The organism is Thermomonospora cellulosilytica, from assembly GCF_014138835.1.
GTDB lineage: Bacteria > Actinomycetota > Actinomycetes > Streptosporangiales > Streptosporangiaceae > Thermomonospora > Thermomonospora amylolytica.
On record NZ_JACJII010000001.1, the window covers coordinates 5062818 to 5085358 of the forward strand.

At 72.8% G+C, this 22541-nt stretch carries 39 protein-coding genes; 24 read left to right on the forward strand and 15 right to left on the reverse strand.

Annotated elements, in window-relative coordinates:
• The first annotated feature begins 43 nt into the window (after window positions 1-43).
• The 23 genes from HNR21_RS23735 (at window position 44) to HNR21_RS23845 (ending at window position 13507) form a co-directional block, all read left to right on the forward strand.
• Window positions 44-889, forward strand: a complete 846-nt coding sequence (locus HNR21_RS23735) for an ArdC family protein (RefSeq protein ID WP_182706930.1) — start codon at window positions 44-46, stop codon at window positions 887-889.
• 87 nt (window positions 890-976) lie between these two features.
• Window positions 977-1675 carry a hypothetical protein gene (locus HNR21_RS23740; protein ID WP_182706931.1) on the forward strand — a complete coding sequence of 233 codons (699 nt, stop codon included), beginning with the start codon at window positions 977-979 and terminating at the stop codon, window positions 1673-1675.
• Window positions 1654-2352: a hypothetical protein gene (locus tag HNR21_RS23745; protein WP_182706932.1), complete on the forward strand. Its 699-nt coding sequence runs from the start codon at window positions 1654-1656 to the stop codon at window positions 2350-2352. The genes HNR21_RS23740 and HNR21_RS23745 overlap by 22 nt, the downstream gene beginning before the upstream one ends.
• A gap of 104 nt (window positions 2353-2456) precedes the next feature.
• On the forward strand, window positions 2457-2696 hold the full coding sequence (locus HNR21_RS23750; protein WP_182706933.1) for a hypothetical protein: 240 nt from the start codon (window positions 2457-2459) through the stop codon (window positions 2694-2696).
• A gap of 38 nt (window positions 2697-2734) precedes the next feature.
• A complete protein-coding gene (locus HNR21_RS23755; protein ID WP_182706934.1) occupies window positions 2735-2959 on the forward strand; it encodes a hypothetical protein in 225 nt (74 codons plus the stop codon).
• 127 nt (window positions 2960-3086) lie between these two features.
• Complete coding sequence (locus HNR21_RS23760) at window positions 3087-3452, forward strand: DUF6011 domain-containing protein (protein WP_182706935.1); 366 nt, start codon at window positions 3087-3089, stop codon at window positions 3450-3452.
• A gap of 30 nt (window positions 3453-3482) precedes the next feature.
• The gene (locus HNR21_RS23765; RefSeq protein ID WP_182706936.1) at window positions 3483-3932 is read left to right on the forward strand and encodes a hypothetical protein; all 450 of its coding nucleotides are present in this window, start codon (window positions 3483-3485) and stop codon (window positions 3930-3932) included.
• On the forward strand, window positions 3932-4150 hold the full coding sequence (locus tag HNR21_RS23770; RefSeq protein ID WP_182706937.1) for a hypothetical protein: 219 nt from the start codon (window positions 3932-3934) through the stop codon (window positions 4148-4150). Before HNR21_RS23765 ends, HNR21_RS23770 begins: the two co-directional genes overlap by 1 nt.
• A 70-nt stretch (window positions 4151-4220) precedes the next feature.
• Window positions 4221-4454 carry a DUF7848 domain-containing protein gene (locus HNR21_RS23775; protein ID WP_182706938.1) on the forward strand — a complete coding sequence of 78 codons (234 nt, stop codon included), beginning with the start codon at window positions 4221-4223 and terminating at the stop codon, window positions 4452-4454.
• Window positions 4455-4513: 59 nt separating this feature from the next.
• Complete coding sequence (locus HNR21_RS23780) at window positions 4514-4702, forward strand: hypothetical protein (RefSeq protein WP_182706939.1); 189 nt, start codon at window positions 4514-4516, stop codon at window positions 4700-4702.
• A gap of 11 nt (window positions 4703-4713) precedes the next feature.
• Complete coding sequence (locus tag HNR21_RS23785) at window positions 4714-5169, forward strand: hypothetical protein (RefSeq protein ID WP_182706940.1); 456 nt, start codon at window positions 4714-4716, stop codon at window positions 5167-5169.
• An 87-nt stretch (window positions 5170-5256) separates the two neighbouring features.
• Entirely contained in the window at window positions 5257-6471 is a 1215-nt protein-coding gene (locus HNR21_RS23790; RefSeq protein ID WP_182706941.1) for an AAA family ATPase, read from the forward strand.
• Between the two features lie 118 nt (window positions 6472-6589).
• On the forward strand, window positions 6590-8353 hold the full coding sequence (locus HNR21_RS23795) for a vWA domain-containing protein (protein WP_182706942.1): 1764 nt from the start codon (window positions 6590-6592) through the stop codon (window positions 8351-8353).
• A 114-nt stretch (window positions 8354-8467) separates the two neighbouring features.
• The gene (locus tag HNR21_RS23800) at window positions 8468-8677 is read left to right on the forward strand and encodes a hypothetical protein (protein WP_182706943.1); all 210 of its coding nucleotides are present in this window, start codon (window positions 8468-8470) and stop codon (window positions 8675-8677) included.
• Window positions 8678-8707: 30 nt separating this feature from the next.
• Window positions 8708-8986 carry a hypothetical protein gene (locus HNR21_RS23805; RefSeq protein WP_182706944.1) on the forward strand — a complete coding sequence of 93 codons (279 nt, stop codon included), beginning with the start codon at window positions 8708-8710 and terminating at the stop codon, window positions 8984-8986.
• An 80-nt stretch (window positions 8987-9066) separates the two neighbouring features.
• Window positions 9067-9402: a hypothetical protein gene (locus HNR21_RS23810; RefSeq protein WP_182706945.1), complete on the forward strand. Its 336-nt coding sequence runs from the start codon at window positions 9067-9069 to the stop codon at window positions 9400-9402.
• An 87-nt stretch (window positions 9403-9489) separates the two neighbouring features.
• Window positions 9490-9963, forward strand: coding sequence for a hypothetical protein (locus HNR21_RS23815; RefSeq protein WP_182706946.1), 474 nt, complete (start codon window positions 9490-9492; stop codon window positions 9961-9963).
• A 60-nt stretch (window positions 9964-10023) separates the two neighbouring features.
• On the forward strand, window positions 10024-10452 hold the full coding sequence (locus HNR21_RS23820; RefSeq protein WP_182706947.1) for a hypothetical protein: 429 nt from the start codon (window positions 10024-10026) through the stop codon (window positions 10450-10452).
• Between the two features lie 71 nt (window positions 10453-10523).
• On the forward strand, window positions 10524-11330 hold the full coding sequence (locus HNR21_RS23825) for a hypothetical protein (protein WP_182706948.1): 807 nt from the start codon (window positions 10524-10526) through the stop codon (window positions 11328-11330).
• Between the two features lie 409 nt (window positions 11331-11739).
• The gene (locus HNR21_RS23830) at window positions 11740-11943 is read left to right on the forward strand and encodes a hypothetical protein (RefSeq protein ID WP_182706949.1); all 204 of its coding nucleotides are present in this window, start codon (window positions 11740-11742) and stop codon (window positions 11941-11943) included.
• Between the two features lie 179 nt (window positions 11944-12122).
• Complete coding sequence (locus HNR21_RS23835) at window positions 12123-12665, forward strand: hypothetical protein (RefSeq protein ID WP_182706950.1); 543 nt, start codon at window positions 12123-12125, stop codon at window positions 12663-12665.
• A 306-nt stretch (window positions 12666-12971) separates the two neighbouring features.
• Window positions 12972-13169 carry a hypothetical protein gene (locus HNR21_RS23840; RefSeq protein WP_182706951.1) on the forward strand — a complete coding sequence of 66 codons (198 nt, stop codon included), beginning with the start codon at window positions 12972-12974 and terminating at the stop codon, window positions 13167-13169.
• 122 nt (window positions 13170-13291) lie between these two features.
• Window positions 13292-13507, forward strand: coding sequence for a hypothetical protein (locus HNR21_RS23845; protein WP_220500277.1), 216 nt, complete (start codon window positions 13292-13294; stop codon window positions 13505-13507).
• Here the strand turns inward: HNR21_RS23845 and HNR21_RS23850 are convergent.
• Window positions 13504-13797 carry a hypothetical protein gene (locus HNR21_RS23850; RefSeq protein WP_182706953.1) on the reverse strand — a complete coding sequence of 98 codons (294 nt, stop codon included), beginning with the start codon at window positions 13795-13797 and terminating at the stop codon, window positions 13504-13506. The genes HNR21_RS23845 and HNR21_RS23850 overlap by 4 nt on opposite strands.
• 130 nt (window positions 13798-13927) lie before the next feature.
• Here HNR21_RS23850 and HNR21_RS23855 point away from each other — a divergent pair, with 130 nt between their 5' ends.
• Complete coding sequence (locus tag HNR21_RS23855; protein ID WP_182706954.1) at window positions 13928-14101, forward strand: hypothetical protein; 174 nt, start codon at window positions 13928-13930, stop codon at window positions 14099-14101.
• A 358-nt stretch (window positions 14102-14459) separates the two neighbouring features.
• On the opposite strand, the gene HNR21_RS23860 is transcribed toward HNR21_RS23855, so the two are convergent.
• The 14 genes from HNR21_RS23860 to HNR21_RS23935 form a co-directional block, all read right to left on the reverse strand.
• Window positions 14460-14852 (reverse strand): hypothetical protein, encoded by a 393-nt coding sequence (locus HNR21_RS23860; RefSeq protein ID WP_182706955.1) that lies wholly within the window; start codon window positions 14850-14852, stop codon window positions 14460-14462.
• Between the two features lie 11 nt (window positions 14853-14863).
• Complete coding sequence (locus tag HNR21_RS23865) at window positions 14864-15055, reverse strand: hypothetical protein (protein WP_182706956.1); 192 nt, start codon at window positions 15053-15055, stop codon at window positions 14864-14866.
• 75 nt (window positions 15056-15130) lie between these two features.
• Window positions 15131-15766, reverse strand: coding sequence for a RyR domain-containing protein (locus HNR21_RS34770; RefSeq protein ID WP_220500278.1), 636 nt, complete (start codon window positions 15764-15766; stop codon window positions 15131-15133).
• Complete coding sequence (locus HNR21_RS35530; RefSeq protein WP_246442315.1) at window positions 15763-16524, reverse strand: peptidoglycan-binding protein; 762 nt, start codon at window positions 16522-16524, stop codon at window positions 15763-15765. The genes HNR21_RS34770 and HNR21_RS35530 overlap by 4 nt, the downstream gene beginning before the upstream one ends.
• Complete coding sequence (locus HNR21_RS23890) at window positions 16524-16667, reverse strand: hypothetical protein (protein WP_182706957.1); 144 nt, start codon at window positions 16665-16667, stop codon at window positions 16524-16526. Before HNR21_RS23890 ends, HNR21_RS35530 begins: the two co-directional genes overlap by 1 nt.
• Before the next feature lie 21 nt (window positions 16668-16688).
• The gene (locus HNR21_RS23895) at window positions 16689-17063 is read right to left on the reverse strand and encodes a hypothetical protein (protein WP_182706958.1); all 375 of its coding nucleotides are present in this window, start codon (window positions 17061-17063) and stop codon (window positions 16689-16691) included.
• A gap of 141 nt (window positions 17064-17204) precedes the next feature.
• On the reverse strand, window positions 17205-17501 hold the full coding sequence (locus HNR21_RS23900; RefSeq protein ID WP_182706959.1) for a hypothetical protein: 297 nt from the start codon (window positions 17499-17501) through the stop codon (window positions 17205-17207).
• Between the two features lie 5 nt (window positions 17502-17506).
• A complete protein-coding gene (locus HNR21_RS23905; protein WP_182706960.1) occupies window positions 17507-18598 on the reverse strand; it encodes a hypothetical protein in 1092 nt (363 codons plus the stop codon).
• A 169-nt stretch (window positions 18599-18767) separates the two neighbouring features.
• On the reverse strand, window positions 18768-19115 hold the full coding sequence (locus tag HNR21_RS23910) for a hypothetical protein (protein ID WP_182706961.1): 348 nt from the start codon (window positions 19113-19115) through the stop codon (window positions 18768-18770).
• Complete coding sequence (locus HNR21_RS23915; protein WP_182706962.1) at window positions 19112-19705, reverse strand: hypothetical protein; 594 nt, start codon at window positions 19703-19705, stop codon at window positions 19112-19114. Before HNR21_RS23915 ends, HNR21_RS23910 begins: the two co-directional genes overlap by 4 nt.
• Window positions 19706-19715: 10 nt before the next feature.
• A complete protein-coding gene (locus HNR21_RS23920; protein ID WP_182706963.1) occupies window positions 19716-20057 on the reverse strand; it encodes a hypothetical protein in 342 nt (113 codons plus the stop codon).
• An 8-nt stretch (window positions 20058-20065) separates the two neighbouring features.
• Window positions 20066-21151, reverse strand: a complete 1086-nt coding sequence (locus tag HNR21_RS23925; RefSeq protein WP_182706964.1) for a hypothetical protein — start codon at window positions 21149-21151, stop codon at window positions 20066-20068.
• A 103-nt stretch (window positions 21152-21254) separates the two neighbouring features.
• Window positions 21255-21455: a hypothetical protein gene (locus HNR21_RS23930; protein WP_182706965.1), complete on the reverse strand. Its 201-nt coding sequence runs from the start codon at window positions 21453-21455 to the stop codon at window positions 21255-21257.
• Between the two features lie 27 nt (window positions 21456-21482).
• Entirely contained in the window at window positions 21483-22541 is a 1059-nt protein-coding gene (locus tag HNR21_RS23935; RefSeq protein ID WP_182706966.1) for a hypothetical protein, read from the reverse strand.

Consider the following 22541-nt stretch of genomic DNA (forward strand, 5'->3'; position numbering starts at 1 on the left):
AAACGAAGCCGGCCCCCGCGCCCCACACGTGAAAGGACGGTCCATGCCCACTAGGAGCAAGTCCGCCAAGGGCAAAAGCCGCAAGGCGAGCCCCGCCCGCGTCGCCGCCGCGCAACAGCGCGACGCCGAGCTGCAGCAGATGGCCCAGGACACCCTGAACGACCCGACCCTGGGCCAGCAGGTCGCCGCCCTGCTGCCGACCGCCACGCCCAGCCTGTTCCGCTACAGCCTGCGGAACATCGCCCTGCTGATGAGCCAGGCCGCCAAGCGCGGCATGACCCTGACCGCCGTCGCCTCTTACGAGGAATGGCAGGACCTCGGACGGCAGGTCCGCAGTGGGGAGAAGGCCCTGTACATCAACCGGCCGATCACCGGCTCCCGCCGCCGGAACGAGGACGGCGAGGAAAACGAGGACGGCGAGGAGAAGACCCGCCGGGTCAAGTTCCGCGCCGTGCGGCGGTTCGACATCAGCCAGACGGACCCGATCCAGGACGCCCAGCCCCCCGCGGACCCCGACGAGGAGACCCAGGAGACGGCGGCGGCCGAGGAGACCGAGGTCGAGGAGACCACCGCGTTCGAGACGCTGATGGAGTCCCTGCTGGAGGACGCCGAGCGGCTGGGCCTGACGGTCTGCCTGCTCCCGGCCGACGAGCCCCACGAGCAGGCCGTCCAGGTGGACCACGACGCCGGGACCGTCACGATCCACTCCGACGACGACCAGACCGCCGTCGCGCACCTGGTGAACGTCCTGGCCCCGATGCTGGCGGAGCAGACCTCCACGCGAGAGCAGGAGCGGGAGCGGAAGGCCAGCGGTGACGCTCCCCGCCCCGCCGGGCAGCGCAACCGGCGGCCCGCCGAGGAGGCGGTGCCGACCCTGACGGTCCTGTAACCCCGGCCGGGGAGAGAACGCCACCCGCCCAGGGCCGTTCTCTCCCCGGCCGGGTCCGCCCGAACCGACGATCAGGAGCCAGATGCCATGCAGCGCATCAACCTGGACATCCCCGGCCTGGGGAGGCTGCGCGCCGCCTACACCGACGACTGGGAGGAGGGCGTCACCACCTACACGGTGACCGCCCCCCGCGTGACCGGTGCGTTCGCGGTCGCCCTGGCCGAGGAGTGGGACACCGGCAGGCCGCTGGACCCCGACAGCCCCCGTGTCCGGATCGACTACGGCGCGCACGTCCCCGGCCGCCACTACTTCCACGGCTGGGAACGCCCGGACCGCCCGGTCGTCAACGGGATATCGCTGGTCGGCGCCGCCTACGTCGACCTCGACGTCATGCGGCAGCGGCGGCTGGGCTGGCGGGACGTCAACTGCCGCAAGGCGATCGGCAAGTGGCACGACACGCCGGCGCCGCAGCCGACGAACGAGCGGACCGCGCTGGTCGTCCACGCGCTCGTCTTCCACTGGGCGACCCGGCCGGACAACCTCGCGCTGCGGCTGGCGGCCTGCCGCCGCCACGCCGGGCGGCTGAGCACCAACATCCAGCGGGACATCAAGCGGCAGGAGGAACTGGTCGCCGAGGAGCTGGCCCGGCTGCAGCGGCTCCGCGAATCGCTGACCGCCGCCCGCGTCCTGGCCGACATGCCGCCCGCCCAGACCTCACCCGCATCCCCATCCCCCATCCCCCACAGCACTCAGGAGGCACCGCCATGTCCTCAGCCGTCCGCCTGACCGCCCCGATGCGGACCCTGCTCACCGACGCCCTGGTCTACCGGCGTAACGGTCTGGCCGTCCTGGGGTTCGGGCCGCCCACCGTCGCCGCCCTCATCCGCCGGGGCCTGGCGTACGAGGACACCGGCCCGGACGGCCGCAAGTACGCCGCCCTCACCCCGCAGGGCGTCCTGGTCGCCGCGCGGCTGCTCGACCGCGGGCAGACGCTGCGGCCCGGTGACGTGGTCGTCTACCACGGGTCGCGGGAGGACGAGCGGGGCTGGGAGTACATCGTCATGTGCACCGACCGCGACGGCCGCCTGGTCCTGCTCGACTCCTACAACGCCTCGCGGGAGCTGGCGCGCGTACGGCGGGACTCGGTCTCGGCGACCGGCGAGACCCTGCTGAACGAGGACCCCACCGCCCTCGACGACGCCGCGGTGGCCGGTGCCGCGCCCCTGCTGGTGGAGGCCTACCGGGCGTCCGCGCGCCGTCTCGGGGAGGTGTCCCGGGCGATCGTGCAGGAGTGCCGGGACGGCGACGCCGGCCCCCGGGTGCCGGGGCAGGCGCTGGGCTCCCACCACCGGCGGCTGATCGAGCTGGTGCGGGAGCTGTACGCCGCCTCCCTCGACCACGGCCGCATCCGGGACGCGATCCAGCGCGCGGAGCCGCGGAACCGCGGAACCGCCAGGGGGTGATCCGGCTCGGCCGGGGTCGGGGGCTTCCCACCACCTTGACACGCAATACATGTTTGGCCTAACATGTATGGCACAGGGAATGGGATAGCACCAGGGAGACCCCGATGGACCTCGCCGAACTCGCCGCGAACATCTCCGACCTCTTCCGCGAGCCACTCACCGCCGGTGAGCGCAAGATGATCGACGAGGCGATCTACTTCGCGGACTCCGCCCGCTTCGAGCACACCAACGAGTGCGAGGACCCCGAGGGCTGCCCGGTCTGCGAGACCGCCGAGGAGGCCATCGAGGTCCTGAGCGCGATCTACGACGACGCCCCCGTCGCGGACGAGCAGCCCGCCGCCTGACATCCCCGCCGCCCCGGGCGCCCCGAGAGGAGTCCGCCGTGACCGATGGCCCGGCGCTGCCGGTCGAGGTGCACGCCGCCCTGGAGTACGGACCCGCCGGCGACCGCCGCACCCTGCGGCTGCAGGCCGATGCCACCGGCCGGTACGGGCGCATCGTCGGCACGGTCGAGGGCCGGTCGCGGTGGATGCCCTACCCGCGGGCTCTGGAGTTGTGGCGGGCCACCTGGGAGCTGCTGGAGGTGCTGGGGCAGGACGTCTACTGACCGGGCGTCCCCGCCCGCGCGGCCTGCTCCGCCGTTCCGCCTCTTACGCCCAACACGTTTGACATACCTAACACGTTTGGCCTAACATGTGTGGCATACGGAGACGGGATGCGAGGAAGAGACCCCGATGCAGAAGCAGGCCACCACCACCCGCTGCGCGAGCTGTGGCCGCCCGCTGCGCGCGGCGAGCAGCGTCGCCGCCGGTCGCGGACCCAAGTGCCGCGCCAAGGTGGCCCGCCAGGCCCGCGAGGCCGCCCGCACCCGCTACGCCCACAAGCCGCAGCTGGTTGCCAAGGCCGAGGAGCTGCTGGAGGCCGGAGGGATCGTGCTGGTCCGCGGCCGGGTCTGCCGCACCGTGGGCAGCCGGGGCGACCAGTACCTGTCCCACCCGGACGCCTGCAACTGCCGGGCCGGTCTGCGGACCCGCCCCTACCTGTGCCACCACCGCATCGCCGCCGACATCTACACCGCCGCCCTCGGGCTGGCCGCCTGACCCGACACAACGGAACGGAGACGGATCGCCATGGAGACCTGCCCTCAGTCCTGCACGCAGCTGTGCATGGACCCCTGCGGCCCCGACCGGGAGGCGGACCTGGAGCCCGCCACCGAGCCCAGCCTGGAGGCGTGGACCATCGAATGCCGCCTGGAGCCGGGCCAGCCGCGGGTGCGGCTGCCCTACCCGATGGACGAGGCCACCGCCCGGCTGACCCACTCCCAGATCGTCCGCTACCTCGACCCCGGCGCCGTCCTGGTCGACCTGGTCGGTGAGCTGCTGGAGCGGATGCCGCTCGGCTCCCGCGTCCGCCACAAGACCGCCGGACGGACCGGGGTCCTGCTCGACGTCCCGTGCACCACCGGTCCCCGGGGCGACGAGCTGGTCATCGAGATCGTCCTGGACGGCGGCAGCGGCTGGCCGACGACCTGGCTGGCCGACGCCTTCGAGCCCGCCCCGGACCCCGGCGAGGAGAGCTGATGTTCCTGTCCGACGAACTCGCCGACCTGCTCCGGGAACCCTTCACCGCCCGCGAGCGCGCCCGGCTCGACCAGGCCGCCGCCGATGCCGGCGCCGCGCTGGTGGAGCACCGCGCGTTCTGCTCGCCCCGCGGCGCGTTCGGCTCCTGCCGGGTCTGCGACACCGCCCAGGAGGCCATCGCCCACCTGGACGCCCTGGCCGACCTGGGCCGCCCCTGAACCCTTCCGTCACGGCCGCCTGGCCCGCCCCGGGCCGGGCGGCGTCCCCTCCCCTCGAAAGGAGCCCTGCATGTCCCAGCAGCCCGCCTGCCTGCCCGCCCTGCCGGAGATCGACCCGGAGGAGTCGCCGGTCACGTTCGTGATGCTGGAGTGCCGCACCTGCGGCGACTCCTCCGGCTGGATGCGCGACCGCGGCAACAGCCGTCACTACGAGTGGGCCATGGAGCACTTCGACAACGTCGGCCACCCGAACGTCTACACCTGGTCGGTCAGCCGCAGCACCGCCCGCACCGGACGTTTCTGACCACGACCGCCGGGCGGCCCGCTCAGGCCGCCCGGCCCCTCCCAGGAAGGAGCATCGCCATGGCCCTGTCCCACCGGCACGGAAGCCGGGCCATCAAGCGGAACCTCGCCAACGACCCGGTACGCCGGTCCATCCGGATCCGCAAGGCCAAGGTCGCGGACGCGACCTGGCGGGAGCAGCTGCGGGAGGTGCGCTGGCGCCGCGTCGTCCCGGCCCGCCAGGACGCCGTGCAGAGCGCCGCGCGGTGATCGTGCGGCTGGTGACCGCCTGGGACGTCTGCCCGCGGTCCTGGGCCGCCGCCGCCGGGATGGAGGCGCGGCGCTGCGCCGTCGAGCTGCCGTTCTACCTGTCGGACGGCATCCGCTGGCTGCCCATGGTGCAGGAGGCGGATGCCATGCCCCGGAGCCGGCCGTCCCCTCGTCCACGTCAGGCGGGGGACGGCCGGCTCCGTTTCCGCATGGAGTGGTCGATCGAGGTCGAGGCCGCGCGGTGGCGGCGGGCGCGTCGGCTGGGCGTCGGGTACGCGGCGCTCCCGGTGCACCCCTCGCTGCGGCTGGACGTGGCCCTGCACTTCGCGGCGGAGCTGTACGGGCTGCCCGTGGTCGCCGAGACGGACGCGGTGATGCGGGTGCTGCGTCCCTGCCCGGCCGCCTTCACGCCGGAGGGCCACCGTCTGGCACGCGGTATCACCGCAGGTGGTGGGCGTTTTTGGTGAATCGTCTCAATCCAGCTTGCATTGCCCAACATGTTTGGCCTAACATGTTTGGCATACGGAACGGCACGAACCGAGACGGAGGACACGATGACCACGCCGACCCCCACCACCACCGCCCCGACCAGCACCGCCCCGACCGCCAGCACCGCCACCGCCCCCGCGACCGGCAGCCGGATGTCCCCCGGCGAGATGCGCCGCAAGATCGCGCAGTTCCTGGCCGACAACTCCGGCAAGGCGTACACCCCCGGGCAGGTGACCACGGGCCTGGGCTGGAAGTGGGTGTCGAACGTGACCAAGGCGCTGCGGGCCATGGCCGACCAGGGCCTGGTCGACGAGGCCCAGAGCAGCCCGGCCAAGTACACCGCCAACGCCAAGACCTCCCAGGTCGCCTCCGGTGCCATCAGCCCCATCTCGGCGGCTCCGACCGGCAAGTCTGCCGAGGCCGTCAAGGCCGCCCCGGCGGCTCCGGCGGCTCCCGCCCCCCGCGCCTACTCGTTCCAGCCCGCCAACGGGCCGGTGAAGCGCCCGAACGGCACGACCTACTACCCGCGCGAGCTGGCGGGCACCTCGGACGTCAACGCCTTGCGCAAGCTGCGCGAGGCCGGGGTCGCGGTGCTGCTGTACGGCCCTCCCGGCACCGGCAAGACCTCCCTGATCGAGGCCGCCTACCCGGACGCGATCACCATCGCCGGTGACGGCGACACCACCGTGTCCGACTTCGTGGGCGAGTACACCCAGAAGCCGGATGGCACGTTCGAGTTCGTGTACGGGCCGCTGATCCGAGCCATGGTCGAGGGCCGGTGCCTGTTCATCGACGACGCCACCCTGATCTCACCAAAGGTCCTCGCCGTGGTCTACCCGGCGATGGACGGCCGCCGCGAGATCGTGGTCAAGGCCCACAAGGGCGAGGTCATCAAGGCCGCGCCGGGGTTCTTCGTGGCCGCCGGTCACAACCCCGGCGTGCACGGCGCGATCCTCACCGAGGCCCTGGCCTCCCGGTTCGCCGCGCACATCGAGGTGACCAGCGACTACGAGCTGGCCGACAAGCTCAAGATCAACCGGGCCGCCGTGCGGGTCGCCCGGAACCTGGCCACCAAGCAGGCCAACGGTGAGATCGGCTGGGCGCCGCAGCTGCGGGAGCTGCTGGCCTTCCAGAAGATCGCGGACGTGCTCGGGATCAAGGCCGCCGCGTCCAACCTGGTGGGGATCGCCCCCGAGGAGGACCGGGACGTGGTCGCCCAGGTGGTGGCCACCACCTTCGGCGACAAGCACGAGCCCCTGACCCTGGGCAAGCAGGTCTGATCCTCCCCCGCCGACCGGGGCCGGCTTCCCTGGCCCCGGTCGGCCTTGACATGCCAAACATGTTTGGCCTAACATGTTGGCCATACGGAATGACGACCCCGGAAGGAGCCCGATCCCGATGAGCGCCACCCACCTCAACCCCGGCACCGACCAGCAGGTCCGCCCGACCGGCGCATGGCTGCGCCTGTCGGCCGCGATGGCCGAGATGGTCGTGGACCTGGCCGACCGCGACGACCTCGCCGTCGTCTGCGCCCCTAATGCCGGCCGCGGCGCCCCCGGCTGCTTCCTGCCGAACCTGGCGCAGATCGAGATCGACGGCACCCACCTGGGCAGCGTCGACGTCAACACCTGCAACCCGCTGCGGTCCGGCGACATCAGCCGCTACCCGGCCCTGTGGGGGGTGCTCGCCCACGAGGCCGCGCACGCCCGACACACCCGCTGGGACCCGCCCCAGGGCGTCGACGGCGCCCAGGTCGAAGCGGCGATCCTGCTGGAGGAGCCCCGCATCGAGGGCCGCCAGCTGACCCGCCGCCCCGTCGACCAGCGCTGGCTGCGCTCCTCGGCCGGAAAGATCGTCCTGGACGACTTCGACCCCTCCCAGCAGATGGACGCCTGGCAGGCCGCCCACCTCGCTGCCCTGATGCTGGGACGCCGCGACGCCGGGGTGTTCACCGACCGCGAGGTCAAGGACGTCGAGCAGGCCATCGCCCTCGTCCTCGGCGCCCCCCTGCTGCGCGACCTGCAGGACATCTGGAGGGCGGCGCTCGCCACGGGTGATGAGGACGCCGCCGGGATGCTGGAGCTGGGCCGCCGCTGGTGCAAGCTGCTGGGCCAGGACCCCGAGCAGCCGCGCGAGGGCTCCGGCGACGGCCAGCAGGGCAACGGCAACCCCTCCGGCAACCCCGGCCAGCAGGAGCAGCAGGGGCAGCAGGGTCCGGCCCCGGCGTCACCGCTGGGCAAGGCCGTCAGTGAGGCTGTGCGGGCCGTCCAGAAGTCCGAGGACCGCAAGCACTCCAAGGAGCGCCGGGCGGCCGAGCAGACCGCCAAGGCCATCGCGGACGCCGAGCGGGCCCGCGAGCAGGCCGCCAAGGTGTTCAACCGCGAGCCCGGCGGGGCCAACCCCGGCGGCTACGGCGGCGCGACCCGGATCGTCGGCACCCGCAGGCCGCTGCCCGCCGAGGACGCCATGGCCCGTCAGCTGGCCAGGCAGCTGCGCAACGCGGCCCACCGGGAGCGGGCGACCACCGTCACGACCTCCCCGGTCCCGCCGGGTCGGCTGCGGATGCGGGGGGCGCTGGCCGCCGCCGCCCAGCGGGCGGCCGGTCAGATGCCGACCGCCGAGCCGTTCGTCCAGGTCACCCGCCGCCAGGTGCCCAACCCGCCGCTGCGAGTCGGGATCGCCTGTGACGTCTCCGGCTCGATGAAGCCGTTCGAGGACCCGATCGCCTCGACCGCCTACGTGCTGAACAAGGCCGCCAGTCACGTCACCGACGCGGTGGCCGCGACCGTGATCTACGGCTACGAGGTGCGGGCGGTGACCTTCCCGGGCGAGGCCCCCACGAAGGTGCGGGAGTTCGCCGCCGTCGACGGCTGCCACCAGCTCGGCGCGGCGGTGCAGGCCCTGGACATCGCGCTGGGGCTGTACAAGCCCGGCGCCGCCCGGCTGCTGGTGATCGTCTCTGACGGCCGCTACAGCGAGCACGAGAAGCGGGCCGCGCAGAAGGAGGTCACCCGGCTGGTCAAGTCCGGTTGCGCGGTCCTGTGGATCGCGCTGGGCGAGGCGTTCCCGCTGGAGGGTGCCCACCTGGTGAAGCTGGACGATCCCTCCAAGGCCGCCGCGGTGATCGGGCAGGCCGCGGTCCGGGCGCTGCGCACCGCCTGACTCCACCCCTGCCGACCGGGGCCGGATTCCCTGGCCCCGGTCGGCCTTGACATATCAAACATGTTTGGCCTAACATGTTTGCCATATGGAACGACGCGACCCGGAAGGACCCCGATGAACCTGCACCTGACGATCACGGTGAACGGCAAGAGCTACACCCGCAGCTTCCGCAACACCGCCGGCAACCGGGTGAAGGCCATCGAGCAGGCCCGCCAGATCACCAGCACCCGCAAGATCGCCGACGGCATCGAGCAGGTCAAGGTCATCGAGAACCGCCGGGGAGTCGCCCAGACCCTCTGGAACAGCAAGATCGACGCCCGCTGACCCCTCCCCCACCAGCAGGAAGGACACGCCATGCACACCACCGACCGCACCTACACCGCCCGCGAGATCGCCGGTCAGCTCCTGGTCGCGCTGCGGATGATGCGCAACGCCGCCGACCAGCGGCTGTCCCGCAACGGCACCGCGATCGACGGCACCCGCCCATTCGAGGAGGTGGCCGACGCCTACCGGACCGCGCTGGCGTCCATCCCCGGCATGGACGTCAACGCCGTCTGGGACGCCTACGCCCGGACCGCCCGCCTGGGCGAGGACCTGGACGTGGTGCTGGCGGAGCTGGCCCCGCAGCCGTGAACCCCACCGCCTCAGAGCGCCCCGCCACGCCCTGGGGCGGTGCGACCTCTACCCGACCCCCGCGACGGAAAGGACCCGCCATGCACGCCGCCCTCGACGCCCTGTGCGCCCGCACGACGCCGGCCGCCCCGCCCGCCCGGCTGCTGGAGCTGGCGGACCGGCTGGAGGCGCTGGCCGAGCGCGCCCTGCAGGAGGAGGACGTCACCGCCGCGCTGGCCGAGCTGACCGGCGGCATCGGCGACGCGCACCGCGCCGCCTGGTGGGCGGAGCTGCTGGCCTGCCTGGACAACCGGCGGCGGCAGGAGGACGGCGTCCTGGAGCGGCCCGGCGAGCATGAGGCCGACTGGTCGGCCCGGGTGGACGAGGCGCTGGCGGAGCTGCTGGGCGATGACCGGCTGCGCCGCCGCTCCACCTGACGTCCGGCGTCTCTGGCATGCCTTGATATGCCAAACACGTTGGGCCTAACCTGTTTGGAGTATGGCGGAACGGAAGGGAACGCAACCATGACCACGCCGATCACCTTCGAGACCGAGCCCTGCGGGCGCTGCGGCGGCACCGGCCGCCTGGAGCAGTACGGCCACGTCGCCGGCGGCGTCTGCGCCAAGTGCGGCGGCTCCAAGGTGCAGCTGTCCCGCCGGGGCCGCGCCGCCCACCGCGCCTACGAACTCGCCCTGGACGCGCGCCTGGGCCTGCGCGCCGACCAGGTCGAGGAGGGCCAGGTCCTCAACGAGGACGGCCGCCCCCGCTGCATCGACCAGATCGAGACCGAGACCACGACGACCGGGATGGCGATCACCGGCGACCTGCGCACCGTGACCGTGATCCGGTTCTTCACCAGGCAGGACAACGGCAGGTACGGCTCCGCGCACCGCCCGGAGTCCCGCGTCCGCCGGTACGACCCGCAGGTCGAGGCGGAGGTCGCCGCCCAGATCGCCGCCCGCTACTCCGGCGCGACCCTGGCCGCCCCCGCCACCTGAACCCGCCCGCCCGGGACGGCCCCTCTGGGCAGCCCCCGCGCGCACGGAAGGACGCACGCGATGACCCGCCGACCCGCCCGCAAGGGTTCCGGCTGCCCCCGCTGCGGCGGCACCGGCCGCATCGACGCCTACAGCCACGTCGCCTACGGCGCCTGCTTCGCCTGCGGCGGCAGCCCCGACATCCCGGCGCCGCCGCCGGAGCCGCGCATGTCCTACGCCGAGTGCGTCGCCCGGTACGGCCAGGTCGTGGACGAGTTGGTGGCGTTGTCGAAGGTCGAGGCGTGGATGCGCGCCGACCGGCGGACGGCGTGCGAGGTCGCGGTGACGGCGGTCGACGACGTCCGCAGGGGCCTGGTCACCGATCCGGCGGTGATGCGCCGGCTGGCCGACCGGTGCCGCCGCGAGCTGCGGCTGGAGGGGCTGCCGCTGCCGCGGCTGGTCGCCCTGGCCAGGGAGGTCGACCGGCGCCGGACGATCTCCTCGCAATGACTTGACATGCCAAACAGATTTGGCCTAACATGTTTGGCATACGGAACGGCACGGACCACACGGAGGACACGATGACCCGCCGCCAGCTCTCCCCCGCGATGCAGAAGGCCCTCACCGGCGCCTACCTGGACCGGGACCTGCACGACGGCGCGGCGGTGCTGTCCTGCCGCATCCAGACCGCCCGCGCCCTGGTGGCGCGCGGCATGGCCGTCCCGCGCTCCGGCCACGGCCACGTCCTGTCCGGCGACGGCGAGATCACCGCCGCCTCCCTGATCGACAACGCCCGTCCCGAGCTGGAGCGGGAGGACGTCGTGGTCTACCACGGATCGATCCTGGACCGGCACGGCCGGGAGTACATCGTGCTGGCCCGCAACCCCGTCACCGGCCGGTACTCCCTGGTTGGCGTCGACGGCGAGGGTGACGTGCTGCGGCAGGTGCGCCGCACCTCCATCACCTACACCGGCCAGTCCGCCCGCACCCGCTACCCCGAGATCGTCGGGGCCGTCGAGCCGCCCGCCCCCGGAGACGTGCAGGTGGCCACCGCCTCCCCCGAGGTCAACGCCTACCGCAAGGCCCTGGCCCGGCTGCACGGGCTGCCGGCCCAGGTTGAGTCGGCCCGCGACGCCTACGACAGCTACGCCCGGATGGCCACCCGGTCCACCCGGCAGTCGATCCGGGACAACCTGGAGCGCCGCCGCCGCCGCTTCGAGGACCTGGACGCGGAGCTGCGCGGCCTGCAGGAGGCCCTGCCGCGTCTGCGGGCTCGGGCGGAGCGGGCCAACCCCGCCGCCGCCGCCCGCGCCCGGCTGGCGCTCCCCACGGCCCTGGAGGCCCGCGAGCGGGAGCTGCGCCGCCGCAAGCGCGCCAAGGCCGGGTGACCGCCCCCCGGGGTCCGCCGCCGCGGTGGCGGACCCCGGACCGCCCTTCATCCCGCACCGCCCGACCGCCGATGTCCTAGATGAACGGAGAAACCGATGACCAGCCAGCCCCTGACCCACGGCCAGGCCACCGAGCGGATCGCCTTCCAGATGCGGATGGCGATCGACGAGGAGAACGAGGTCCGCGCCGCGCTGGCCGAGTCCCTCGCCGCCGGACGGGACCTGACCGCCGACATGGCCCTCCCCCTCCTGCGGGCCCAGGGAATCGCCGCCCCCTGGAAGGAGATCGCCCGCGCCCTCGAGCGCGGCGAGGACATCGTCGTGGCGGCCCGCGCCCAGTACGACAAGGTCCTCAAGGCCCGCCTGCGCGACAGCGAGGACCGCCACACCAGCCGCCCCCTACCGGCGGGTGCTGGACCGCCACGCCGTCAACGGCGAGGACCTGGTGACGGCGGCCCGCGCCGAGCACCAGCAGGCGACCCGCTACGTCCTGCAGATCACCGAGCCCCGCCACTACGACGGGGTCGCCACCGAGGACACCCGCGCCCAGCGGGAGGGCCTGCAACGGTTCATCACCGACATGACCGCTCTCCTGGGACCCGCCCAGCTCTGACCACCCGCCGTCCCAGGGGCCACGCGCCCCTGGGCTCGTGCGGGACGGGTTCCGGGTCGCTAGCATGATCCCGTTCGGGACCTCCGGCCGGGGCGATTCGTTACCCGATCCGACTCACGCCGGACATCGCTCATCAGCCCTACGAGGGACCTTCACCGCGACCACGCCAAGGAGGCCCCTTGAGCACCCATACCGTTCCGGCGCCCTGGGAGGAGATGGCCTTCCCCCAGCCGCACATGGACACCCGCGTCCCCGCCGCCGCCGTCGATTACGTCATCTGGTCGGGAACCCCCGACCAGCTCGACGCCGGCGGCGTCCGCGACACCCGCCGCAGCGTCACCGGGGTCAGCCCCTCCCAGCTCGCCCGCCAGGTCCGCGACGGCCTCATCGAGGACGGCGCACCAGCCGACGTCTGGGTGCTGGTCTGGGACATGCGCCCCTACCGGCTGCCCGGACGTCCCAGCTCCCGTAACAACCCCGGCGACCCCCACCACGCCCTGGCCGTCGCCGGCCCCGTGCGCGGCCCGGCCGCGGCGCTGGTGATGGAACGGCTCAAGATGGCCTGGCACCGGGGCCAGCTCCAGCAGCAGGCCACCGACCTGGCCCGCCAGGTCGGTGTCGAGGAGGCCGCCCGGCTGTCCGGACTGGACGCCGCCGAGATCGAGGAGCTGCTGGCCGACCCCTACGGCTGCCACGGCTACCCGGGCAACCCGACTGCCTGACCCGCCCCGGCCGGAACCGCCCCGCTGAGCGGGGGTCCGCAGCCGCAGCGCGGTTCGCCCTTGTCGGGTGTACGCCTGACCCCAGCGCATCGAGCGCCCGCGCCAAGGGCGCCGGTGCCGCTATCCGGGCAACCACGCGGACGGACGTACCGGTCTCTGGCAGCCGAGACCGGCATGAATCACGCCCGTGTGCAGCAGCTCCTGGCCCGCGCAAACTCCAAGTGAGGTCCATGACCACTCGTGTCCGGTAATCGCCGGGTTTTTGTCCTTCCTGCCGTCTGTTCTGGGCCACTACGGTTTCGGGGCATGCCCTACACCTCAGACGGCCACTGGATGGGCCCCGGGGATGAACCCGAGGACGACCCCGACGCCCCGGGCGTGGTGGCGCGGTGCAGCGGGTTCGTGTCCTGCCCGCACTGCATCGAGGAGCGGGACGCCTTCCTGGCGTCCCGCCCGGACCTGGTGCTCGACGAGCGCACCGGGCTTCTGGTCCACAGGCCCTGACACCCCCGCCACTACGGTGGAACACCTCGCCCCCCGCTCTGGAGGAGAACCCCCCGATGGTCCAGGTCCGCATCATGGACACCACCGATCCCGACCGGGCCCGAGCGGTTACGGACCGCATCTTGGCGATCCTGAGGACCGATCCTGGCCTGATGGTGGGGGACCCCCAAGAGCTGCACAACCGTCGCGGGCCCGGCTTGCGGGTGGTGGTGGAGGTCGCCTTGGCCCGGCAGCCCCCGCCGCCCACGGTGATCCGTGTGAAAGCCGAACGCGCCGACCAGCCGCAGCGTGGCCGGGGGCGTCTGGGCGGGCGGCGGGCGCTCCCGCCGGGCGGCTAGTAGCGGCGGCGGTGCTGCTGGGCCGCCCAGCGGATCGCGTTGCCCCTGGCGGCGGCCAGTCGCCGGCCGTCCCGCCGTGCCAGCTCGTGCAGCGCCCGCGCGGCCGGGTCGATCTCCAGGACACCGGCGGCGACCAGCCGGGCGGCCAGGCCCCGCAGGACGTCCACCGCGGCGGTCGGTGCGATGATGGCGTCCAGGAAGGCGTCGGCGTCGATGGCCTCGCAGGGGGAGGCTGTGGCGGCGGCCTGGGCCAGGTGCTCCCGCTCCTGCCGTTCCTGATCCGTGTCCATGCAAGACAGAGTCGCACAGGACCACTGAGGGCGGCAGAGCCGCCGATCACGCTCGGTTCACGCTTGCCCGCCGACCTGGGCGGTCCCGTTTCCCTGTGACGTGGAGGCCGTCTCGGCGGAGATGGTCTGCGTGACCTACCGCCTGGCCAAGTCGGACCTGGACGCCAAGCTCGGCGAGCGCTCCACCACGATGCGGTGGTCGCAGATCTGGTACCTCAGCAACCGAGACCGCGACCCGTACGCGGACGAGGTCGAGCGTGCCCTGGCGGACATCACCAACAACCCCTACTGCCCCTACCGCTGACACCACGAGGAACCGCCCCCGGACACGACGAAGCCCCGCCGTCCCTGGACCCAGGGGGCCCTTCATCAGGAGGCGGGGTCATCGCGTACGGGGGCGTACGAGGACCGGCATAGGCGACCGGTCGGGGCGTGCCCGGGGCCGCCCTCACGGCGGTCGAGCCCGCGACGCCAGGCTACAGGAAAGGGGACGGCCCGGCGCCCCAGCCGTGGCATGGGCGCCGGGCCTTCACCATGGGCGGGGTGACAGGGCCCCCGCTTCGGGCTTGGGGGAGCCCACCAGCGCTGCGGCCACGGGCCGGGGCTGGATACCCATCCCTGAACGTCACTCCTGTGTGGGAGCCCGTTGGGGAACGGCCAGGCTACAGCCGTTCCCAGTCCTCCACCGGCCGCCGCTTCGGCAGTGGGTAGACGCGGGTGCCGTCCTGCGCGATCGGCGCGGTGACCTGGGTCCGCAGATACAACGCCAGGGCGGCGGTCAGCAGCGCGCCGGCGCTGGCCACCTGGTCCTGGGTGGCGTCCCATCCGAAGGAGATCATCAGGTTCAGCACGGCGGTCAGCAGCCCGGCCGCTGCCGGGATGGCCTTGTCGCGGGCGACCGCCCAGGAGATCGCCAGGCCCATCGCCATGGCGGCGACGGCGTTGATCCCGGCCTGCTGCTCCTCGGTCAGATCCGCGCCCCAGGCGACCAGGAACTGGACGGCGACGGCGACCAGCGCCAGCCACGCGGCCGGGTCACGACCCAACACCTTCATACGGGACTCCTCTACATACGGGCGGCCGAGGCCGCCGCGGTGGTGGTGGTGTGGAGGCGGTGCTGGGCGGCACGTCCGCACCAGCAGTTGCCGGCGCCGCTGTGCGGGCTGGCCTCGTACGGGTGGGCGATGATCCGGCCGGTGGCCGGGTTGGTCCACCGGTCCTGCCGTGCGATGTCGACGCACCGTTCCGGATGGCACATCACGCTCGTCCTCTCGTATGACGTGGCGTGTGCTGCCCCGACGAAGTGGTGCGGGTAGCACACGCGCTCCGGGTCTCAGGTGCGCTCGGGCCAGTGCCAGGTGCCGCCGCGGCGCTCGCCCTCGGCTTGGAAACAACCGCCCTCGGCCAGCGGGCGGAAGAACACCCCGCCCGGGTTGAGCACGCACAGCCCGACCTGCAGAGGCTCCTCGACGTTGACCTCGGTGACGACAGCCGCCCGGCACTGCGAGGCGTACTCCCCGCCGGGGGTGCCGTACGAGACGTAGTGCACGATCCGGCCGACGCTCGGCACCTGCTGTTCCCCCTGCTCCTGCTGGCGGGAGGGGACGGGGTCCTGCAGGCCACCGGTGAGCGCGCGGACCACCGCGGCGAACAGCTCGTCCTTACGACGCTCGGTCTCCGGCAGGAGGTCATAGCGCACCAGAGACGGATGGGTGCGGGCCTGGGCGTTCTTGGCCGGCCCGTACTGCCAGCCCTCGGCCAGTTTCCGGCGGGCCCACGCCTCATGCAGCTCCTCCGGTCCGGCACCGGCCAGCGCCTGGGTGACGCCGGCGACGGCGCTGTCCCGCTGCCAGGCCGGGGCCTGCTCCCACGGCGGGGACGGGTCGGGGTCGCCGGTGGCGATCTGCCATGCCCGGTTGGCCTCGTGCGCCACCCGCGCGATGCGGGCGATGTCCTCGGGGGTGGTCATGTGATCGGGGCCTCCCAGGACTCCCGCCAGGTCTCCGGCCCGATGACGCCGTCGACCTGCAGGTCCTTCTCGGCCTGGAACGCCCGGCAGATCCCCTCCGAGCGGGGCCCGTACGCGCCGTCCACCGTGATCGGCCAGCCCCGATGCGACATGCGCGCCTGCCAGCGCCGCACGTCCGATCCGGTCATGATCGGCGGCTGGGTGATGTACCGGCCGGGCCACGGCGGCGCCGTGGTGCCCGGACGTTCCACCGGCCGCTCCGGCTCCTCGGCGTCGTCGTCGGGGGTTCCGTAGGCGGGCCGTCCGTATCCAGCGATGACGGCGGCGGAGCGGACACGGCGGCGGACGGCGTCGCCGGTGTTGCCCTCAATCGTCTGCACGCGTCCGCCGCCGAGCACGGCCTCGATGAGGCCGACATGGTCGATGTTGCTGATGCGATCGCTCTCGCCCCAGTCGAAGAACACGATGTCCCCCGGCTTGGCGCGGTTGAGGTTGGCCACGGTGCCGGGGTGCCAGCGGCCGATCTTCTGGAAGTCCTGGGCGTGCCACACCGTGTAAGCGCGGTCGAGCCCGGCGGGCAGCACCGCCGCCCGGTTGCCGGACTTGATCGCCCACTCGGTGATCGCCATGTCGCACCAGGCCGCCCGCAGGTACTCGTCGCCGTGCCGCGCCGAGTACGAGCGGGTGATCCAGTTCGGCCGCCCGGCCAGCCCGAGGTCGGCGCGGGCCGCCGCCAGCATTCCCGCTGCGGTGCCCATCAGCCGGTCACCTCCCCCGGCTGCTGGTCGCGGTACACGCCGTCCGGGCCGGGCTCGCCGTACATCTCCCCCAGCATCCGCTCCTCGTCGGGCTCGGTGGGGGCGCCCTTGTCCCGGGGCTCGGGAATGGGGATTTGGGCCATGCGCGTCTCTCCTCTAGGCGTTCACGTGGTGATCAGGGTGGCGATGACGCCGGCTGCGGCGCCCACGAGGGTGGCGACGATCGCGAAGGCGGCCAGCCGCTGCCGCTCCTTGTGGGCCTGGGCCTCGGCCTGCTGGGTGAACTTGCGGTTCATCTCCTCGCGGAGATCGGTGATCTTGGTTTCCATCTCCGCGCGCGTGATGTAGTCGCGCTCGAAGCGGTCGCCGCGGTCGTCCAGACGCTGGATGGCGGCGGCGTGGTCGGCCGCGCGGGCGTCACCGTGCTCTGCGCGTTGCACCAGCAGGTCCAGGCGTCCCTCAATGCGCGCCAGGGAGGCGTCCATACTGCCTCGTAGCTCGGTGATGGCCAATTCCAGCCGGGCTTCGGGAGTAGTCATGGCGTCCAAGAGGGTCGTGTGGCCGGAAAGGGGCACGGGCGGAGGGTTGACCGTCCGCCTTCTGCTCGGGGGGTGGAGGCGTAGCCGCCCAGCGCCGCACTTTCTCCGAGGTCGGCGACCCTCCGAGCCCGTCATAGCGCGCTAGTCGTCGGCGCGGTCATCGGGGACGTATCCGGTGAGGCGCTGGGCGGTCTCGGCCGGCAGTCCCAGCGCCACCAGCGCCTGATAGTCCTGTTCCTGACGCTGCCGGTCCTGCTCGGCCACGCGCTGGTCCTGTTCGCTGTGGGCGGCGCGGATCTGCTCCAACGCGGCCTGGTATTCGTCGGCGGTGATCTCCGTTGCGTCCTCGGGGATCGGCGGGGGCTCGGCGTGCGCGCCGGCCACGGACCGGGACGACACCGATCCGTCAGGCTGCCGGTAGTAGACGGTGTAGGACACGGCGTCTACAGGGCGAAGATCCACGCTGTCGCCCATGTGGTGACCTCCCGGTACTGGGAACCGCCGTTGCCGCGGCTGAGCTGGACGTTGAAGGTGTGCGTCACGGTCGCGCCGGGTGGGACGGTGACGCGGTAGAACTTGACGACCTGACAGTGGACGCCGTTGACGGCGCTGGTGCCGTTGTTGAACAGGTACTGCAGCTCGTCGCCGTCCAGCCACACGGAGCCGGCGCTGCCGCCGCCCGGGAAGTTGAAGTAGACGTCCAGCTGGACGGAGATGATCGCCAGGGCGGGGCGGCAGGCGTCGGGGTTCTGGACGTTGATGGTCCGCTGGGACTGCAGGGTCGGCGCGGTGCCCGTCGGCACCGGCTGCGGGGTGGGCAGCACATCCTGCTGGTCGGCCTGCACGATCGTGAACTTGCCGCGGGGCTCGCTGCGGAGCTGCCCGGTGCCGTCGCAGTACACGCCGCCGGCGTTGGCGGCGATGTCGCACGCATAGGGCCAGGGGGCGACCTTGGCGGCCAAGGGGGCGGCGGCGGTGCCGTCGCCGGTCAGGCCACACGCCCCGGCCGTCAGCGCCGCCCGCATACCGGCCGGCCCGCACTGCAGCAGGTTTCCCGCGGCCGGGTCGACGATCGGGGTGGCCGACAGCGGCGTGCCAGCGCCGTCACCGTCCAGGGCGATGCAGGGGGTGTCGGAGGTGATGATCGTGGCGCCGCCGCCCTCTGGCGCGAACAGGCCGCCGTCTGGGCCGATGCTCAGGGAGTTGCCGGCCTGGGTGGAGACACGGGCTCTGATCTGGTTGGAGCCGTCGTCGTACTCCAGGCCGTCCGCCACCGTCTGCCCGACGCAGTCCTGCACGTCCTCACACGTGACGGTCAGGCCGTCCGGTCCCTGGGTGAGGAGGTTGCCGGGTGCGGTCGACAGGCGGGCCTGGGCGGACAGGATGTGGGGGTCGGCGTCGGTGCCCGCCCCCAGCAGGGTCATGTCCACCGTGGGGGTGTCGTGAACCTGGAGGCCAGCGCCCTCGGCGGAGATGACGTAGGGGTTGCCGGGGGATCCTGTGCCCTCGATGGTCACTCCCGCGCCCGCGCTCATCGCGCAGGTGCACTGTGAGCTACACCCACAACGTGCCACGCCGGGCCTCCCCTCCTGGGAGTCGCCCGGCCCCTGGCCAGCGGCTACATGATCAGGGTAGCCGCTGCGCCGATGATCATCGCGTATCGGGCGGCCATGCTGACGGCCGTGGTGTCGGGGGCCGGTGGTGTCAGGGGCGGTGCCCGGTAAGCCGGGCGGCCAGGGCGGCGGGTATCCCGATACCGGTCAGGGTGCGGTACCCCTCCTCTGCCTCCGCGGCGGCCTGGGCGGCTGCCGCGGAGGCGGCCTGCTCGGTCTCGCGCCGCGCCCGCTCCAGGAGCGCCTGCGCCTCCTCGGCGCTGATCTCCCGGCACCCGGCCGGGATCGACATCCGCACGCCGGCGGGATCGATGCCCGCCGCAGCCTGGAGGCAGCGGTGCAGTACCCGCCCGTCCGGATGGGCATACCAGCGTTCCCACACCGGCACCGGGCCGTCGCCTTGACCGCCGCCGCCGGTGGTGGGGGTGGGGGTGGTCATGTCAGTCCCGCCAGCACCACGGCCTTGATCGTCCAGGCTGCTCGTGTCCATCGCGCACCTCCCGTGCCGCCGCCGAGCTCGATCGGATGGCTGAAGTTCGCCGATCCCCCGGCGGGGATCACCGCGACCTGGAAGCTGGGTTCCACGAACTCCCAGTGGTTCTGCATGTTCGTGCCACCGGCCGGTGCGGCGTTGGTCACCCGCAGGAACTCGTTGGTGTCGACGCGGGCGGCCGCGGTGGCGTCCCCGTTCGGTGGCAGGTTCAGATCCACATCCACATGCACGAACTGCAGCACCGTCGCCGGGTAGCACGCAGACGGATTGGTGATGGTGATGGCCGCGGTCTCCACGATGGTGAACGCCGACGGCACGACGCTGTTGACGGTGCCGCTGCTGCCGCTGGCGGTCACCACCGCCAGCCTGGGCGGAGGCGGCGCCCACAGCCCCAGCGCCGGATCGATCCGCAGCGGGCTGGCGGCGGGGGCGCACGGGTAGGGCCATGCCTGCTCGGCCGGAGCCCCCGCCAGTGAGATCCGCAGCCGCCCCTGCTCGTCCGGCCGCATCTCCGGGCCGATGCACACGGTCGTCATCGGGGCGCCCCTATCTGCCCTGCCCGGCGGCGTCCTGCGACTCCGGGTCCGGGGGGGTGTAGCCGGACAGGCGCCGGGCGATCTCCTCCGGGATACCGGCCGCGCGCAGCGCCTCATAGTCCGCCTTGGCGCGGGCGGCCTCGGCCTCGGCGACCTGGCGGCGCTGTTCCTCGATCGCCGCCTGGATGTCCGCGAGCGTCTGCTCGTACTCCTCGCGAGTGATCTCGACTGCGCCGGGCGGCAGCTGGTAGGGGGGCTCGTCGCCGGGCGGCTCGCCGGTCCAGTCGGGCCGCTCCACGGTCACCTGGCCCACCGAGCCATCGGGGTTGCGGTAGTACACCGTCGTCTGCATGGCGGCTCCTACAGGACGAAAACGAAAGCGCGGAGGAACGTCTGGATGCGGTTGTAGGTGGCGCCGCCGGCGCCGCGGCCCATCGTGATGTCGATGCTGAACGTTGCGCTGCCACCGGGCGGGATCGGCATCATGTTGGCCATCTTGGTGACCTGCACATGCCAGTCGCTGATGGCGCTGCTGCCGGTGTTGCGGTGGAACACCATCTCGTCGGTGGTGATCCCCATCGCTCCCGCTGCCCCGGCGGGCAGGTCGAAGTCGACGTCGGCCTCGACCTCCAAGATCACGGCCGCCGGGCGGCATGGGTCGGGGTTGGTCACCGTCAGGGATCTGGTGGTCACCACGTTGTCGGCCCCGGAGGGGACGGCCGGGGAGGGGTAGGTGACGTTCTCCTGGGACTGCACGAAGTCGTAGCGCCCCCGCGGCTCAGACCGCAGGGCGCCGGCCGAGTCGCAGTACACGCCGCCGGCGTTGGCGTCCACCGGGCCCGCGTAGGGCCATGCCTGCGTCCGCGCCTGCAGGGGCGCGGCGGCCGTCCCATTACCGGTCAGGCCGCATGTCCCGGTCGTCACCGCCGCCCGCAGCCCACCCGGTCCACACGACAGCAGGTTCCCGGCCGCCGAGTCCAGCCGTGGGGACGCCGATAGGGGCGCCCCGGACCCGTCCCCCTCCATCTGGATGCAGTCGGTGTCCGCCGTGGTGACGGGGTTGCCGCCGCCCTGCGGCGCGAACAGGCCGCCGTCCGGGCCGATGCTCAGGGAGTTGCCGGCCTGGGTGGAGACACGGGCTCTGATCTGGTTGGCGCTGTCGTCGTACTCCAGGCCGTCCGCCAGCGCCTCACCGACGCAGTCCTGCACCGCCTCACAGGCGACGGTCAGCCCGTCCGGCCCCTGGGTGAGGAGGTTGCCGGGGGTGGTGGCGATGCGGACGGCGGCCGAGAGGATGTGCGGATCGGCGTCGGTGCCCGCCCCCAGCAGGGTCATGTCCACCGTGGGGGTGTCGTGAACCTGGAGGCCAGCGCCCTCGGCGGAGATGACGTAGGGGTTGCTGGGTGATCCCGTGCCCGCGACGGCTACTCCCGCACCTGCGGTCACCGCGCAGGTGCACTGTGAGCTACACCCACAACGTGCCATGCCGGGCCTCCCTCCTGGGAGTCGCCCGGCCCCTGGCCAGCGGCTACATGATCAGGGTAGCCGTTCAGGGGGCGGCGATGATCGTGACGGCGCCGGTGGCCACATGCCGGGCGACCAGCCGCCCGGCCGCATCGACCTCCACCACCCACGCCCGGTCGCCGGCGCCCACCACTGTGCTGGTGCGGGCCTCCAGGCGGCGGATGCGGTCCTCCATCTGCCGCAGCACCTCCTCCAGGGTGCGGGGCCGGGGGTCGCGGACGACCATGGCGGGGCCTCCTGTTCAGACGGCTGCTCAGACGGTGGTGGTTTCGAGGCCGGCGGGGGCGAGGGTGACCTTGACGGCCTCGCCCGCGTTGCTGGTGTAGGTGACGGCCAGGCGGGTTAGCCGCAGGTCGGTGGCGACCTGCCGGCACCTCTGGGTGGCGGTGACCGGGACGACCACGCCGGGCACCAGGTCCCGGATCGCCACGGGGGCCTGGGGGTCGAGCTGGGCTCCGTCCGGGACGTCCACGATCAGCGGCGCCGGGTTGCGGGAGGCGACCAGCGCGTCCGCCTCCGCCTGCGCCGACGCCTGGTCCTTGATGGAGTCCTCCTTGACGATCACCGTGAGCAGCCCGCACGGGCCGGGGCCGCCGGCGGTGGCGGTGATCCCTTCTCCGATGACGATCGCACGGGTGGCGGCGGCCAGGCCGTCCTCGATCACCCGGACGTCCCCCAGGAAGTCCTCATCCGTCAGCGCCGGGAGGCGCGCGAACGGCATCTCCCCGGCGAGGATGATCCGCCGCCCCAGCGCCGTCCAGTCGATCCCGGTCCGGCCCAGCTCCCGCAGCTCATCCCCCGCGTAGGAGGTGTTCGGCTCGTATCTGCGTTCCCCGGTGACGCCGGACGGCAGCACGTACAGGTACGGCAGGATGTTCGGATCATCTGGTGCGAGGGCGGCGCGGATGACCTCCTCGGCGATCGCCGTCAGGTCGGCCGGGCCGGTGCCGGTAGCGGTGGTGCGGTCGATGAGGGTGGGGATCTCCCTGCGGGACAGCCAGGCGGACACGTCCCGCGCGGTCACCACCGTCTCCCCCGGCCCGTGGTCGAGGTGCACGACCGGTCCCTGCCAGACCAGCTCGCTGCCGTCCCGGTAGATGGACAGGTCGTTGCACCAGGTGCGGACGGCGGCGAGGGTGTCGCAGCACTCCACGTCCGCCACGGGGATGGTGACCTTGGCCTCGCTGGTGTCGTCCAGGATGCGGCCCCATTCCAGGGCGGATGGCTCCAGCGCGCCCCCGAACGGCACGCTGCCTGTGCGGTCGTGGAACGCCACTTCATACGTCTCGGCGCAGCCGAGCGGACCGGCCAT